The 15,093-nt window shown below is 54.9% G+C and carries 12 protein-coding genes and 1 pseudogene; 11 read left to right on the forward strand and 2 right to left on the reverse strand.

Annotation, left to right across the window (positions count from 1 at the left end; genetic code table 11):
* The first annotated feature begins 15 nt into the window (after positions 1 to 15).
* The 7 genes from SK3146_RS22170 (at position 16) to SK3146_RS22200 (ending at position 8,694) form a co-directional block, all read left to right on the forward strand.
* Entirely contained in the window at positions 16 to 1,491 is a 1,476-nt protein-coding gene (locus tag SK3146_RS22170; RefSeq protein WP_249860819.1) for an MDR family MFS transporter, read from the forward strand.
* Between the two features lie 76 nt (positions 1,492 to 1,567).
* Positions 1,568 to 2,992 carry a M20 family metallopeptidase gene (locus SK3146_RS22175; RefSeq protein WP_249860820.1) on the forward strand — a complete coding sequence of 475 codons (1,425 nt, stop codon included), beginning with the start codon at positions 1,568 to 1,570 and terminating at the stop codon, positions 2,990 to 2,992.
* A gap of 60 nt (positions 2,993 to 3,052) precedes the next feature.
* Positions 3,053 to 4,057, forward strand: a complete 1,005-nt coding sequence (locus tag SK3146_RS22180; RefSeq protein ID WP_249860821.1) for an ABC transporter ATP-binding protein — start codon at positions 3,053 to 3,055, stop codon at positions 4,055 to 4,057.
* Complete coding sequence (locus tag SK3146_RS22185; RefSeq protein WP_283942776.1) at positions 4,050 to 5,051, forward strand: ABC transporter ATP-binding protein; 1,002 nt, start codon at positions 4,050 to 4,052, stop codon at positions 5,049 to 5,051. Before SK3146_RS22180 ends, SK3146_RS22185 begins: the two co-directional genes overlap by 8 nt.
* Positions 5,052 to 5,073: 22 nt before the next feature.
* Complete coding sequence (locus tag SK3146_RS22190; protein ID WP_249860822.1) at positions 5,074 to 6,024, forward strand: ABC transporter permease; 951 nt, start codon at positions 5,074 to 5,076, stop codon at positions 6,022 to 6,024.
* Positions 6,025 to 6,078: 54 nt separating this feature from the next.
* A complete protein-coding gene (gene opp4C / locus SK3146_RS22195) occupies positions 6,079 to 7,005 on the forward strand; it encodes an oligopeptide ABC transporter permease (protein WP_249860823.1) in 927 nt (308 codons plus the stop codon).
* A 48-nt stretch (positions 7,006 to 7,053) separates the two neighbouring features.
* Entirely contained in the window at positions 7,054 to 8,694 is a 1,641-nt protein-coding gene (locus tag SK3146_RS22200; RefSeq protein WP_249860824.1) for an ABC transporter substrate-binding protein, read from the forward strand.
* A gap of 123 nt (positions 8,695 to 8,817) precedes the next feature.
* Here the strand turns inward: SK3146_RS22200 and SK3146_RS22205 are convergent, their stop codons facing one another.
* Positions 8,818 to 11,091 (reverse strand): helix-turn-helix domain-containing protein, encoded by a 2,274-nt coding sequence (locus tag SK3146_RS22205; RefSeq protein WP_249860825.1) that lies wholly within the window; start codon positions 11,089 to 11,091, stop codon positions 8,818 to 8,820.
* Positions 11,092 to 11,310: 219 nt separating this feature from the next.
* Here SK3146_RS22205 and SK3146_RS22210 point away from each other — a divergent pair, with 219 nt between their 5' ends.
* From SK3146_RS22210 to SK3146_RS22220, 3 genes and pseudogenes are all read left to right on the forward strand, one after another.
* The gene (locus tag SK3146_RS22210) at positions 11,311 to 11,625 is read left to right on the forward strand and encodes a heavy metal-binding domain-containing protein (protein ID WP_249860826.1); all 315 of its coding nucleotides are present in this window, start codon (positions 11,311 to 11,313) and stop codon (positions 11,623 to 11,625) included.
* Between the two features lie 515 nt (positions 11,626 to 12,140).
* Entirely contained in the window at positions 12,141 to 12,503 is a 363-nt protein-coding gene (locus SK3146_RS22215; RefSeq protein ID WP_249860827.1) for a response regulator, read from the forward strand.
* A gap of 556 nt (positions 12,504 to 13,059) precedes the next feature.
* Positions 13,060 to 13,634, forward strand: a pseudogene (locus SK3146_RS22220) (alpha/beta fold hydrolase).
* A gap of 74 nt (positions 13,635 to 13,708) precedes the next feature.
* Here the strand turns inward: SK3146_RS22220 and SK3146_RS22225 are convergent.
* Entirely contained in the window at positions 13,709 to 14,077 is a 369-nt protein-coding gene (locus tag SK3146_RS22225; RefSeq protein WP_249860828.1) for a DUF1904 family protein, read from the reverse strand.
* A gap of 211 nt (positions 14,078 to 14,288) precedes the next feature.
* Between SK3146_RS22225 and SK3146_RS22230 the strand changes: the two genes are divergently transcribed.
* Positions 14,289 to 14,852, forward strand: coding sequence for a PadR family transcriptional regulator (locus SK3146_RS22230; RefSeq protein ID WP_249860829.1), 564 nt, complete (start codon positions 14,289 to 14,291; stop codon positions 14,850 to 14,852).
* The last annotated feature ends 241 nt before the right edge of the window (positions 14,853 to 15,093 follow it).

A 15,093-nucleotide genomic window follows, 5' to 3' on the forward strand; every position in this document is an offset into this window, starting at 1 on the left:
AGGAGCCTGAACGATATGTCCGTATCTTCACAGCGAGATCAGGCGGCATTTTGGCCGATTCTGGCAGCTATCTGCTTCGGTTCCTTCCTCGCCACGATGGGCATATCGGCAGTGAACGTAGCCATTCCGTCGCTCATGAGCGACTTTGGAGCAGACCTAAGCCATGTAAAATGGGCGGTCACCGGGTTTATTCTGGCAGGCGGCGTGATCGCTCCGGTCACTGGCTATTTGGGTGACCGGCTGAGTCCCAAATATTTGTATATCGTATCGCTAATCGGCTTCACGATAGCGTCGGCGCTGTGCGCCATGGCCTGGAACGTCGGGTCGCTGGTCGCCTTTCGCATTCTGCAGGGGGCGTTCAGCGGCATGATCATGCCGGCGACCATGACCATCATCTATCAGGTCATCCCGCGCGAACGGCAGCCCTTCGCCAATAGCATGTGGTCGCTTTCCAGCGTGCTCGCCCCGGCGCTGGGGCCGACTTTGGCCGGATGGCTCATCCAGACATGGTCTTGGCATTGGCTGTTCTGGCTCAATTTGCCCTTCGGCGTCGTCGGGGTGCTCGTAGCGATGAAGCTGCTGCCGTATTACCGGTTGTATTCGCCGAAACCGTTCGATCTGCCCGGCTTCGTCATGGTCACCTCCTGCAGCACTGCTTTCTTGATCGCTTTCAGCGAAGTGGATCAATGGGGCTGGACGTCCTGGAAAACGCTGGGCTTGCTCGCGCTCGGCGCCGTCGTGCTGGCGGCCTTCATCCGCAGGGCAAGGAGGGTCGAGGCGCCGCTGCTGCAGCTGCAAGTATTCGCGAATCGCCGTTTTACCCTCACGTTAATCCTCGGCAGCATCATTCTCATCAGCCTGTATTCGGGCTCGTATTTGACCCCCGTGTTTCTGCAGACGATCCAGCAGGCCGGGGCGATGGAAGCGGGCTTGACGCTGCTGCCCGGATCGGCGGCGATGGCCGTATTCATGCCGATTGCCGGCAGGCTGTACTCGAAGGTAGGTCCTGCGGCGCTGATTACGGCGGGTATTCTGCTTATCGGCGCGGGGATGATCGCCATGGGGCAGCTGACGCCGGATATATCGCGAACGTATATTATGGGCTGGATGACGGTGCGCAACATCGGGATTGCGCTGGCTACGATGCCGGCAGCCAATGCGGGGATGGAGGAGATCGAGGCCGAACTGACGGGCCATGCCTCCTCCGCCAGCAATTGGGTGAAGCAGGGCTTCGGCTCGCTGTCGATCGGTCTGATCACCTCGCTGCTTTCCTTGAGCGTTGCGATGCATACGAAGGAGCTGGCAGGCGGAGGAACGGTGACGGGCGCTGTGGAGCGGCAAGCTTTTACCGATGCGGTGAACGATGTTACTTTGTTGGCGGCGGCGACGGCATTCCTATGCTTGCCGCTCGTATGGACGCTGCGCAGGAGAAAGGCGCAGTCCGGCAGTGTGGGAAACCCGGCGGGACGCAAAGCATTTTCGGCCGAATGAATTCGGAAAAGTTGCGGGGGCTGCGGCTTCTGCAGAAGGAGAAAAGGCAGATCATCTAAATAAGGAGCTGGTTCTAATGGGTGCCATGATCGCTTCCGATTATGTTCAGCGGTTGTCCGCTCTTATCGAGGAACGCCGGGCGCGCTTTATCGCTATTAGCGACCGGATTTGGGAATATGCGGAGCCGAGATATACGGAGAAGCGTTCCGCAGCGCTGATCGCCGAGGCGTTGGAAGAGGAAGGCTTCGCCGTTCTGCGGGAAGCGGGAGAAGTGCCCAACGCGCTTGTCGGCATTTACGGCTCAGGAGCTCCGGTCATCGCGATATTGGGAGAGTACGATGCGCTGTTCGACCTGAGCCAAGCCAAAGGATCGGCGGAGAAGCAGCCGCTGGTGCCGGGAGGCAGCGGCCATGGCTGCGGGCATAATCTGCTTGGGACCGGAGCTTTGGCGGCAGCCGTCGCCGTCCGCCGTTATATGGAGGAGCAGGGACTCTCGGGTACGGTGAAATATTACGGATGTCCGGCCGAAGAAGGCGGCGGGGGCAAAGCGTTTATGGCCAGAGCCGGATTGTTTGGCGGCGTGGACGCAGCGCTGACATGGCACCCGAGCCCGGTGAACGGAGTGATGTCGTCCAATTTCCTGGCTACGTGCCAGGTCTACTACAAGTTCAAGGGAAGGAGTTCGCACGCCGCCGTGAGCCCCCAATTGGGGAGAAGCGCTCTGGATGCGGTGGAGCTGATGAATGTCGGAGCCAACTACTTGCGGGAGCATCTGGAGCAGGAAACCCGCTTGCATTACGCTGTCACGAATACGGGAGGCATCTCGCCGAACGTCGTTCAGCCGGAGGCGGAGGTGCTCTACAAGCTGCGCGCTCCGCAGAGCTCGCAGGTGCGGGAGATGTACGGGCGGGTCAGCGACATCGCCAGGGGAGCCGCGCTGATGACCGGAACGGAAGTGGAAATCCGCTTCGATGCGGCCTCATCGAATTTCATCTTGAACACGACGCTGGAGAAGGTCATGTACGACAACTTCGAGAAGCTGGGCGTCCCGGTCTTCGACGAGGAGGACCGGAAACTGGCCGAGGCCATTCGCGCCACCTTCTCCGATAGCGAACGCGGACAGCGGATGCCTTCCCGCCACGAAGGCAAGGCGGTCTCCGACACGCTGGAGCCCTACAAGCCTAAGTCGGGGGTCAACCCGGGCTCCTCCGACGTCGGCGACGTCAGCTGGCTCGTGCCGACCGCTCAATGCGGAACGGCTTGTATGGCGCTGGGCACGCCTTTCCATACGTGGCAGCTCGTGTCGCAAGGAGCTGCGCCGATCGGACATAAGGGGATGCTGCATGCGGGTAAAGTCATCGCAGCGACCGCCGTTCAGCTGCTGCTGCAGCCGGAACTGCTCGAAGAGGCCAAGAAGGAGCATGAGGAGGAGCGCGGCGGGGTCCCGTACACGACGCTGATTCCGCCGGAGGCTCGCCCGCTGCCGGTCAGTAAAACTTAACTCCCTATACTATTTATGGCCTAAACCATTTATATACTATACCAGAAGGCGGTGAGAAGCATGGACCATCTGCTTCAAGTGAATCATCTGCAAACGGCATTCCGGACGGACAAGGGGGAAGTCATCTCCATTGACGACGTGAGCTTCTCGCTGAAGCCGGGAGAGACGATCGGAATCGTCGGCGAATCCGGCTGCGGCAAAAGCGTAACCTCGCTGTCGATCATGCGGCTGCTTGGCTCTAAAGGCCGCATCCGACAGGGCGAAATCCGCTTCGGAGGCGCCGATCTTACCGGGATGACGGAGGCGCAGATGAGGGAGATTCGCGGCAATGAGATCTCGATGATTTTTCAAGAGCCGATGACCTCGCTCAACCCGGTGTTTACGATCGGGCATCAGATGGGCGAGTCCATCCGGCTGCATTTGAAGATGAAGCCCAAGGAGACGAGGGCTTACGCGATCGAGATGCTGAAGAAAGTCGGCATTCCGCGGCCCGAGGCCATTGTCGATGAATACCCTCACGCTTTGTCCGGGGGGATGAGACAGCGGGTCATGATTGCCATGGCGCTGTCCTGCAAGCCGAAGCTGCTCATTGCCGACGAGCCGACCACCGCCCTGGATGTAACGATTCAAGCGCAAATTTTGGAGCTGATGAAGAAGCTTCGGCAGGATTCGGGCACGGCGATTATGCTGATTACGCATGATCTGGGCGTCATCGCCGAAATGGCCGACAAGGTCATTGTCATGTATGCGGGGCAGGTCGTGGAGGAGACGGACGTCTTCACGCTGTTCGACGAGCCGAAGCATCCTTATACGAAAGGATTGATGAGCTCGATACCCCACATCGACTCGGGGATGGACGAGCGGCTTGCTTCGATCCCGGGCACGGTGCCGTCGCTGCATCAAATGCCGCAGGGCTGCCGGTTCCATACCCGCTGTCCGTACGCGGTAGAGCGATGCCTTCAGCAGGCTCCGCCGTTAATGCAATCGGGGGCGAATCATCTTGCCCGCTGCTGGCTGGCAGAAGAGCATTCGCCCCAGGAGCGTAAGGAGGCGGCTTATGGCTAATCGGGCGAGAGAGATGAAGGCGGCCGACGCGCCGCTGCTGACGGTAGAACGGCTCAAGACTTATTATCCGATCCGCAAAGGAATTATTTCGAGGACGGTCGGCCATGTGAAGGCGGTCGACGGCGTTAACTTCCATATTTATCCCGGCGAGACGCTGGGGCTCGTCGGCGAATCCGGCTGCGGCAAATCGACGATCGGCCGGACGATTGTCCGGTTGGAGGAGCCGACGGAAGGCCGGATTTTATTCGAGGGGCGCGACATTGCGGGATATTCCGGCTCGCATATGAAAAAGGTCCGCTCCGATTTGCAAATCATTTTCCAGGACCCGTACTCCTCGCTCAATCCGCGCAAACGAATCAGCGACATTTTGGCCGAACCGCTTAAAGTCCATAAGATCGTGCCTGAGGGGGATATACCGAAGGAAGTCGGCAAGCTGCTCGAAATCGTCGGGCTGCCCAGCGGCTATAAGGACCGCTATCCGCACGAATTTTCGGGCGGTCAGCGGCAGCGGATCGGGATTGCCCGGGCGCTGTCGCTTAAGCCGAAGCTGATCGTCTGCGACGAGCCGGTCTCGGCGCTCGACGTCTCCATCCAGGCGCAGGTATTGAATTTGTTGAAGGATTTGCAAAAAGAATTTCATCTGACCTATTTATTCATTGCTCACGGTCTTGGGGCCGTCCGCTATATTAGCGACCGGATCGCGGTCATGTATTTGGGCAAGGTGGTGGAGATTGCGCGCAAAGAGGAGATGTTCCGCAATCCGCAGCATCCTTACACACAGGCGCTGCTCAGCGCCTATCCCGTACCGAATCCGCATCTTAGGTCGAAGGAGCGAATCGTCATTCAGGGCGATGTGCCGAGTCCGGCCAATCCGCCGAACGGCTGCCGGTTCCATACGCGCTGCCCTCTGGCCAAGGCGATCTGCCGCGAGCAGGAGCCGGAATTGAAAGGAAGCGAGCATGCCGTAGCCTGCTTCGCTCTCGACGGATCATGACAAATAGGAGGAGGAGGCTGCCGTGCTCGCTTATATTATCCGAAGGCTGCTGATTGCCATTCCCGTTCTCATCGGAGTAACGGTCATCAATTTTATCATCATCAATATGGCTCCCGGCGATCCGGTCGATATGATGATCGATCCGAACATTTCGGCTGAAGACATCATGGCCAAGAAAGAGGCGCTTGGCTTAAACGACCCGCTGTACATGCAATATTTTCGCTGGCTCGTCAATTTGCTGCAGGGCAACCTCGGCTTCTCGCTGACTACGTACCAGCCGGTCTCCCATATGATCGGGGAGCGGATCGGTCCGACGGTGCTGCTGATGGGAGTCGCGCTGGTCGTCGGTCTGATCATTGCTATCCCGCTAGGCATACTGAGCGCGACCAGGCAGTATTCCAAGCTCGATTACCTGGCTACGGCCGGCTCGTTTCTCGGCATATCGATTCCGAACTTTTTTCTCGCGCTCGGTCTCATTTATGTGTTCGCTTTGGAGCTGAAATGGCTTCCTTCCGGCGGGATGTTCACCTTGGGAGGCGATGGAGGGATTCTGGACCGGGTACTCCATCTGATTTTACCGGTAATGGTACTGGGAATCGGGATCGCAGGCAAAAAAATCCGCTATGTCCGCTCCAGCGTGCTCGAAATATTGGGTCAAGACTATTTGCGTACCGCCCGCGCCAAAGGGCTGCATGAATTTGTGGTCGTCAACAAGCATGCGCTGCGCAACGCGCTGATTCCCATCGTGACCGTAGTCGGGCTGGAGGTCCCGATCTTGCTCGGCGGGGCGGTCGTGACGGAGCAGATATTCTCTTGGCCGGGCATCGGCCAGCTGACGATGGGGTCGATTATGAACCGCGATTATCCTACGCTGATGGCGCTTAATTTGATGGCTGCCATCATGGTGCTGGCGGCGAATTTGCTGACCGATATCGTGTATTCCGTCGTCGACCCGCGGATCAAGTATAAATAACGGTAAAGCTTTGGCAGCAAAGCCCATTTCATCGAAGTCACAGGAGGGAGTGCCATGCCGGCAATGGAAATGAATTTGCACAAAGGATCGGGAGCGAGCGAGCAGGCCTTGAGCGCGGCGGACAGCCCGGCCGGCGAGGAGAGCTATCTGCGGATGGTCGTGCGCCGGTTCGCGAAGCATAAGCTCGCCGTAGCGGGACTGGCGGTCATGCTAATTTTGACCGTCTGCGCGATCTTCGCCCCGCTGCTGGCGCCGCATGATCCGTATGAGGTGACCGGCTCGTTCGAGGCGGAGCCTTCCTCGCAGTATTTACTAGGAACCGATCAGGTGGGACGCGACGTGCTAAGCCGCTTGATCTACGCTTCCCGCGTATCGCTGGTCGTCGGTATCGGCGCCGTAGCGATCGGGGTGACGATCGGCACGATCTTGGGGCTCGTATCCGGTTATTTCGGCGGTTGGGTCGATATGGTCGTCATGCGCTTGACGGATATTTTCATGTCTTTTCCTCAGCTCATGCTTATTCTCGTCGTAGTCAGCGTCGTCGGTCCCAGCTTGACGAACGTGATCGTCGTCCTCGGATTTCTCGGTTGGACCGGCGTCGCGCGGCTGGTGCGGGGAAGCGTATTGTCGCTGAAGCAGATGGATTACGTCAAAGCCGGCGTCGCGCTCGGGCTCGGCACGGCGCGGATGCTGTTCCTGCATATTTTGCCGAATGCGATGGCGCCCATACTCGTCAATGCCACCTTCGGCATCGCCGGAGCGATCATCGCGGAAGCCTCGCTGAGCTTCCTTGGCCTCGGCGTGCAGCCGCCGACGGCGAGCTGGGGCAATATGCTGACCGACGCGCAGTCGCTTACCGTGCTGACCTCGCAGCCATGGTTGTGGCTTCCTCCGGGGATCATGATTATTATGAGCGTGCTATCGGTCAATTTTATCGGCGACGGGCTGCGGGATGCTCTCGACCCGAAAAGCTTGAAGTAATCCGGCTTGTCGCTATCGCATCATCTACTATATGAGGGGGAACCGGCCATGAAATGGAAAGGCAAATTCAAAACATCCGTCCTGATGACGTGCATACTCTCCGTATTGGCGCTCAGCGCATGCGGCGGAGGGGCGCCGGAGGCAACGCAAGGGAGCGCGGGGGAGGCGGCCAAGCCGTCTACCGGCAGCAAAGTCATTAATATCGGCATCACGAACGCGCCGCTCATGTTCAATCCGATCGATCAAACGGACAATACGTCCATTATTATTACTTCGATATTGTTTCAGCCGCTGATGGAGCTGGATGAAAATCTCAAGTTCGTGCCGATGCTTGCCGATAGTATCGAGACCAAAGACAATCAGCTGTTCACGGTCAAGCTGAATGCGAAGGCCAAATGGACCGACGGTCAGCCGGTCACGGCGGATGACGTTATTTTCACGGTGAAGCTGATCGCCAATCCCAAGTTTGCGACGGCGCTCGCTTCGCGCTTCGCGATGCTGGAAGGCTTCGACGACAAGGGCAAGCTGGCCGAGGGCGGCGCGGATGTCGCCGGGATGAAGAAGATCGATGACCATACGATCGAATTTCGCACCAAAACGCCCGTCGATCCGAATTTATTCCTCGAAAGCTTCGGCAAAAACTTAAAGTCGCTGCCCGCTCATGTGCTCAAGGACGCCGATCCGGAGAAGCTTCCGCAAAATCCGTTTTTCCAAAAGCCGGATGTTATCAACGGTCCGTTCAAATTCGTCAGCTATGCGAAGGATCAATACGTGGAGCTGGAGGCGAACAAAGACTATTTCAAGGGAGCGCCGAAGTTCGACAAGCTGAACTTCAAGATCATGCCTTCGGCCAATCTGGTCGCCCAGCTGCAAAGCGGAGAGATCGACATGAACTTCCCGGGTATCGGGAACATCGCAGTGCAGGATTTTGAGAAAGTGAAAAATATGTCCAACATTAAGACGATTTCCGGCAAGCCGTTCAACTATCAGAACATGTATATGAACAATGCCGTCATTCCCGATCCGAAGGTCAGACAGGCGATCGTCTATGCGATGAACCGCGATATGATGGTTACGAATTTGCTGAAGGGCGAAGGCGAAATCATGGATGTGCAGTATACGCCGATTCATCCGTACTACAACAAGAACCTGAAGCCGTATCCGTATGACCCGGAAAAAGCGAAGCAGCTCTTAAAAGAAGCCAACTGGGATTCGAACAAAACGCTGAACTTCGTCGTACCGTCGGGCAATAAAACCCGCGAGCAAACGGCGGATATTATCGTCGACAACTTGAAAGCCGTCGGCATCAAGGCGCAGGTACAGAAGGTCGATGTCGCCACTACCGTACAGAAGCTCAGGAAAAAAGATTACGATCTGGCGCTGCTCGGGCTGATCTTTATTCTGGACCCGGATTTGACCAGCACTTTTGCGACAGGCAATCTGAACAACTTCTCCGGCTACAGCAATCAAGAAATGGACGATCTGCTCGTTCAAGGAACGAAGGAGACGAATCCGGACAAGCGGCATGCGATTTACGATAAAGTGCAGGAGCTGCTGGTCAGGGACGTTCCGCAGATCGCGCTTTACGCAGACTATCGTCTGAAAGCCGTAGCGAAACGGGTTAAGGTTGGAGAGCCTAAGGAATTGGGCGCTTTCATTAATGTGAACGAATGGGAGGTCGCCAATTAGCAAGCCGGCACGACACCGTCTTCATAAAGTAGAGCCCGCGGGAGCGGGTATCCAAAAGTCAGAACGAAGAAGCCTCCTTAATCGCTCTTAACAGCGGTTTGGAGGCTTCTTGCCTATACGGCGCTATATCGCTTTCGATTCTTTGCGGAATTGGCCTGGAGGCAAGCCGACCGATTTCTTGAAGGTGCGCGAAAAGTTCTGGGAGTTGCTGTACTGCAGGCGAGAAGCGATCTCCTCCACGCTCATACCGGTATGCAGCAGCCATTCGCGGGCTTTCTCGATCCGGCTCTGCAGCAGGAAATCGGAGAAGGTCGAATCATGAATTTCCTTGAGCGCCTGCCTGCCGACGGAGGCGGGAACGTTCAGCGCCTTGCAGCAGCTGTCCAGACGGATGTTTTCTTCGTTATGCCGGCGGATATATTCGGTTAACTGATCGGCGACTTGATGCATGTGCTCCCTATGCTCCTCGGCGAGCTCCCCGATAAGCGGCTCGATCGCTTGAGATTTCAGCCAGCCGATCCATTCCTCCAACGTCGTCAGCTGCAGCAGCTCGCTCATCAGCGGCTCGGAAGGCGGCCTGCGCAGCGTTCCGCCGACGGAGCGGAAAATAGAGAAGACCATTTCCGTCAATTGGCTTTGCAGCCGCTGATAATTGATCGTCCGAAGCCCCTGCAGCGTGCCGATCCGGTCCGCGCAGCGGCAGGCCGATTCGCGGTCAAGCGAGCGGATCGCATAGATCAGATCGTCCGCCAGCTCCTTGAAGGAAACCGGGGCGGCGGCTGATCCGACGCTATCGCCGGGTATAAATTCATCTGTTGGAATGACCTCGTTCGTCCCCGTTACGAGCTTATGCTTCAGTGCGTTCTCGGCTTCTTCCGCGGAAAGATTCAAGTAGGCGTAATCTTTGCGGAATAAACTGACCCCTATGGACACTGTATACGGAAAATACCGTTCGATGAAATCGCGGATTTCTACGGCGGCTTCGCGGATCGTCTCCTTCCTGGCCTGCCGGTCCCCGGGGGGAGAGCCATCGCCGCTGTCCTGCAGCGACAGCATGGCGGCAAAGCGCCCTTCACCTGTATAAGAGACGAATCCGCGGCCTTTACTGTCGATAATCTCTTGAATCACCTTGGACACGCCGGAGCGGAAATAAAACAGATCGCGGTCGGAGTACTGCTCGGCCATGCTCTTGTACTGATCGATTTCCACGCACAGGCAGCTGTATCCCCCGAACAGCAGCGGGATTTCATACCTTTGGCATTTGTCCAAGTCCTCCTCGGAGCGAAGCCCTTTTTGCAGCATATTATATATGAAGGCTTCCTTGATTTCCGGTGTCAGCTCCTTCACCTGCTCCTTCAATTCATCCCGCGTTTCTTTGATTTGCTGCAATTTGTCGTAGATTTCCCGGAATTCGTCGTCTTGGATGCCCGGCATGGTCGGTTTGGCGTGGCGGACGGAGACAGGATCGTCCAGCAGCGTCACGATGTCGTTCCAGCCTCTCCACAATCGGTTCGTAGACAAAACGGTTGCTAGCGCCGCGAGCGTCAGAATAATGCCGCCTATCAGGAAGATGACATTGCGGATATCGGCGATTTTGCGGAACAGCTCTTGGTTCGATATGGCGAAGCCGAAGGTCCAGCCCTTCTGCGACGGAGGCAAATAAGCGGTAAACAGCCCGCCCGAGTCGGATTTACGTTCCGTCACGACCGGAATGACATCGCGGGCGATCGTTTCGTCGTCTAAGTCGCCGCGATTTTGCAGCAGCCGGTCATATTCATCCAGTATAAAATAATTTCCTTTAATTTCCTGGCCTGAGCCGAGCATGTGGTCGAAAAATTGCTGATTCAAATGAACGACGATATAAAAAGGCGGAGTGCTTTGAAAGATGGGCAGCTTGCGTATGTAAATCGTAGTCGGCGTGTCGTCGATGAACGCGTTAAAAAAAGCGCTGTTGCGATTCAACTTCGCAAACCGGCTTATAACGGCTTGATAGTCCTGCTGAAATGAGGTGACCTGGCGATTTGTGCTGTACAGCTTGCGAGTATCGAGGCGATACAAGGCGATATCGTCTACGTCGTCGATGGAAGTTTGGATGCTCATCATGGTTTCCAGCAGGCTTAAAATTTCGAGATTATTGCTTCCCTCGGGCAGCGAGAGCAGCTCGTCCAGAGCGGGGAGCTTCTCGAACTGCAGGAGCGATTGATCGATTTGCTTGAAATAGGCCTCAACCCGCTCTTGCGTTTGCAGCAAAGACATCCGGTAAGCGTTCTGAATCTCCTGCGTTAAAGTATTGGTGGCGATCCGGTAAACCGTGTAGCCCATAGACAGGATGCAAAGTGAGGTCAGGAGCAGCATGATGATCAGCGTTTGGGCCTTTTTGGAACGTTGCAGCCGCACGGGGCTTCCCCTCTCTTTTATCCTAAGTCATAATAAAACGTATGTTCCAAATCTTACCTTACCATATTATGTGTCATTAGGGCAGACCAAATAGGTAAACGGATACATAAAAAATATCATGCAAAATGAAAAGCCGGCGTTACGCCGGAGAGGGCATTATGTATGAAAAAGCGGCATTTCCCGTATGCTAAGAAGACATTAGCGGAAAGGGGCATTCATATGATTTTAAGTACGACACCGACGATCCAAGGCAAAGAGATCGCACAATACGTTTCGATTGTCACCGGCGAAGCTATTATGGGAGCAAATATCGTACGCGATATTTTCGCTTCGATTACCGATATTGTAGGAGGACGTTCCGGAGCCTATGAAAGCAAGCTGAAGGACGCGCGGGATATCGCCTTTAACGAGATGGAGTCGCAAGCGGCCCGAATGGGGGCTAATGCGATCGTGGGAATCGATATCGATTACGAGGTCATCCGCGAGGGGATGCTGATGGTAGCCGTCAGCGGCACGGCGGTGCGGGTCGATTAGCCGTCACGGACGGCGATTCTCAACCGGCCCGGTTTGGCGGCAAAAAAACAGGCAGCTTACCTATCGTTCGGAGGTAAGCTGCCTTCATACTAAGAGACGGACTGTAGCGGCGGGATGCGGTTGAATAAATCGGCGGCGCATTATAGGTCGATTAAGCTTTGCACCAGCAAAATGGGAAGCGCGGCAATAGCGATAAAGCTGTAGAAAAAGCCTTGCAGAAATGATTTTACATATCTCATATGAATCCCTCCAATGATGTGTTGAATATGTAAACATTATATGACCGCACTGCTTAAGAAAACTTAAAATAACCTTAGAATTACATAAAGTTTTCAGAAATTTGTCACAACTGAAAACGGGAGCTTGTATTTTCAATGATAAATTATGGAATTAAATGGTTCGAATTGTTAGGAAAATGTAAAGAAAACTAATGTTGTTTACGCTGTTACCTAAAATTTGTTTAATTTCTGTTTGCCATAATAAGCGTATAGATGAGAGAAAGCAGGGGAATAGCTATGGCAAAGGTAATGGTGGTCGACGATGCGGCCTTCATGAGGATGATGCTGAAGACGATGCTGATGGAGGAAGGTCATGAAGTCGTGGCGGAAGCGGCGAACGGAATGGAAGCGGTCCAAGTTTATATGACGGCTAAGCCTGACCTGGTGACGATGGATATTACGATGCCGGAGCTTGACGGAGTCGGCGCCGTGAAGGAAATTTACAAGCATGACCCAAGCGCCAAAATCATTATGTGTTCCGCCATGGGACAAAAGGCAATGGTTATCGAGGCGATTACGGCGGGAGCCAAAGATTTCGTCGTTAAACCGTTCCAGAAGGAACGCGTCATCGAGTCGGTCAACAAAGTGCTGGGACTATAAAATGATAGGATAAACCTCCGGCCGCTTACGCGGTACAGGAGGTTTTTTGGTTGTTTAGGAAATGATGCGCAGCCATATCCTGTGGAAATCCGTGTGCTCCCCCGAAAGTAAAGTCTACCCATAGAACGATCCCAGAGGAAGGGTTAGACGCCGATCCAGCTTAGGCTGGATGCGGACGGAATAAGCTTCAGAGCATCACGTCACTACCCTGGAAATTACTCTTGGTACCCCATTTCCATTGTCTGTGGTGCCGCGTAGCGGCATGGATGGCTTTTGGGGGATTTGTTCGGCCTGCGGGAAATGCGCCGATCCGTTTCGTCTTTCGGGGATGGGTTCGGCAATAAAAAGAAATACTGTATGTAAAACCATAGACAGGAGGAGCGGTCTTATGAAGCTGTCCCGCTTCAAAATCATTTTGGGCTCGCTTCTGCTCGTCGTCCTTGTCCTGGCGGTTGCCGCATCGATCTGGCTGAAGCCGTACGCTCCCGATGCCGAGGCGATTACAGCGATGAAGGGAGGCAGCGGCGTCTCCATCACCGACAGTCCGGACTGGATCATGTTCGAACCGCAGCAGGCTTTGCAGCCCGATGTTATTTTTTACCCGGGCGGTTTGGTCCGACCTGAAAGCTACGCTCCGCTCGCCGTTCGCTTGGCGGACAAAGGGTATCGGACATGGATTGTGAAGATGCCGCTTCATTTGGCCGTGCTCGGCGTGAACCGCGCCGGAGGGATCATCGAGATGAATCCCAAGCAGCAGTATGTTATCGGGGGGCATTCGCTCGGTGGGGCGATGGCGGCGCGCTATGCGGCCAAATACCCGAAGCTGGTTCGCGGCGTATTTTTTCTGGCGGCTTATTCTGATGCGGGGGGAAGCTTGAAGGGGACGGAGCTGCGGGCCATATCGCTGACGGGGAGCGATGACGGCGTTCTCGACAAGGAAGCTTACGAGCAGGCGAAGGCCTATATGCCCGCCATACCGATTATGTCCAAATCAACGGGGGAAATCACGCTCAATTCGGAAGCTACGGCAAGCAAAAGGGCGATAAGCCGGCAGAACGCACTCCGCAGGAGCAGCAGACGATGACCGCGTCGGTATTGACGAATTGGCTGTCCAAATTTCCGGCCGAATAAAAAAGCACCTTAGCACATCCCGGCCGCGGCTGCCAGGGAGTGTTGAGGTGCTTTTTTTAAAAAAAATATTAATATTAAGTCATTCCGTGATAAGAAACCCCTTCGGACGGGGCGTAAGTGCTGCTCCCCGAAGCCAGCGGTTCTCCGTTTCGATAATATAGACGCGGATTCAGGATGATAAAGAATAAGTGAATTTGCTCGTAGCCGTACTCTTTTAACAGCCGGTTCAGCATCGCCGCCGCGGCATCGTGGATTTCCTGTTTTCTCGGGGCCATAAGGATTTCGACGCTTAAAGGCACTTGGGTGATCGCTTCGGTCACCAGCGACTCGATCTTCACCTTTTCCTTCGTGATATTCACGATTTGGGCGAATTCCTCTACAATCCGCGGGGCTAGCATCTTCAGAAATTCCGTGGGAAAACCTTTGAAACGCAAATAAGGCATGGTGTCCGTCTCCCTCTAGTCCATTATAAAAAGCAGCGGCATTGACATGCGGCTGCAAGGTTTGCTGACCATCGGCTTATACTTGTCCGTAGTGCCCTGTAGGCGCCTAAGCTATTGATTATATGTACATTTTTACATATAATAGGCTCGTGAAAATAGTACTACGGTTCCTATCGGATGTCAACCGACAGACTTGGATTGCGGAGGGGTTATGAATACTTTGTCTTATGGCTTGCTGGCATTATTGGCTCAGGAGTCGTGCACCGGTTATGAGCTTATGTTGAAAATTCAACCGGTATGGCAGGCCAAGCATAGTCAAATTTACCCGATTTTAGCGAAAATGGAACGGAGCGGATTGGTGCAATTCGTCTCTGTCGCCCAAAAGGAGAAGCCGGATAAAAAAGTATATTCGATTACGGAAAAGGGGACTTCGGCGCTGCAAGCATGGCTTCCCGATCTGAGCGCCGAACCGGTAAAGCGCGATGAAATGCTGCTCAAGATGTATTGCCTGTGGCTTGCCGATGCCGCCACGACGGAGCGGTTGTTCCGGGAGCGTCTGAAGCTGTACGCCAAGCGAATGGAGAAGTTCCGAGCTTCTCTCGCCGAGCTGGAGGGCGCCGAACAGGGGAGCGGAAAGCCGCTTGGCGTTCGTACGCCTTCCTTCGGCAAATATGTACTGCTGAAAAGGGCGATCGATCACGCCCGAATGGAAATCGATTGGTGCGAATGGGTTCTCGGCATGCTGAAGTCGGGAATCGATTCGTCGGGCGCTTAATCGGGCGCTCAAAGCGAAGCGCGGTGACGACAGCGATTGGAGGATCAAATGGTCACCGTTAGCGGACTTTTTCTCCATTCTTCTAAAAGGGTGGTGAAAAAAGAGCGGAGGGGCCATTTGAATCTGGAAAAGCGTAAGCGTTCGCCTTTGAAAACGGATTCTCTCCACAGAAAAATGAGAAAACAATCCAAAGAATCCGTTTTCAACAGCGATTGGAGGATCAAATGGACGCCGCAGCGGA

Source organism: Paenibacillus konkukensis (assembly GCF_023523925.1).
GTDB lineage: Bacteria > Bacillota > Bacilli > Paenibacillales > NBRC-103111 > Paenibacillus_S > Paenibacillus_S doosanensis.

Coding starts and splice junctions, on each gene's coding strand:
- SK3146_RS22230 (WP_249860829.1), top strand. CDS start 14,289: ATGAATACTTTGTCTTATGGCTTGCTGGCATTATTGGCTCAGGAGTCG.
- SK3146_RS22175 (WP_249860820.1), top strand. CDS start 1,568: ATGGGTGCCATGATCGCTTCCGATTATGTTCAGCGGTTGTCCGCTCTT.
- SK3146_RS22185 (WP_283942776.1), top strand. CDS start 4,050: ATGGCTAATCGGGCGAGAGAGATGAAGGCGGCCGACGCGCCGCTGCTG.
- opp4C (WP_249860823.1), top strand. CDS start 6,079: ATGCCGGCAATGGAAATGAATTTGCACAAAGGATCGGGAGCGAGCGAG.
- SK3146_RS22180 (WP_249860821.1), top strand. CDS start 3,053: ATGGACCATCTGCTTCAAGTGAATCATCTGCAAACGGCATTCCGGACG.
- SK3146_RS22170 (WP_249860819.1), top strand. CDS start 16: ATGTCCGTATCTTCACAGCGAGATCAGGCGGCATTTTGGCCGATTCTG.
- SK3146_RS22225 (WP_249860828.1), bottom strand. CDS start 14,077: ATGCCTTATTTGCGTTTCAAAGGTTTTCCCACGGAATTTCTGAAGATG.
- SK3146_RS22215 (WP_249860827.1), top strand. CDS start 12,141: ATGGCAAAGGTAATGGTGGTCGACGATGCGGCCTTCATGAGGATGATG.
- SK3146_RS22200 (WP_249860824.1), top strand. CDS start 7,054: ATGAAATGGAAAGGCAAATTCAAAACATCCGTCCTGATGACGTGCATA.
- SK3146_RS22210 (WP_249860826.1), top strand. CDS start 11,311: ATGATTTTAAGTACGACACCGACGATCCAAGGCAAAGAGATCGCACAA.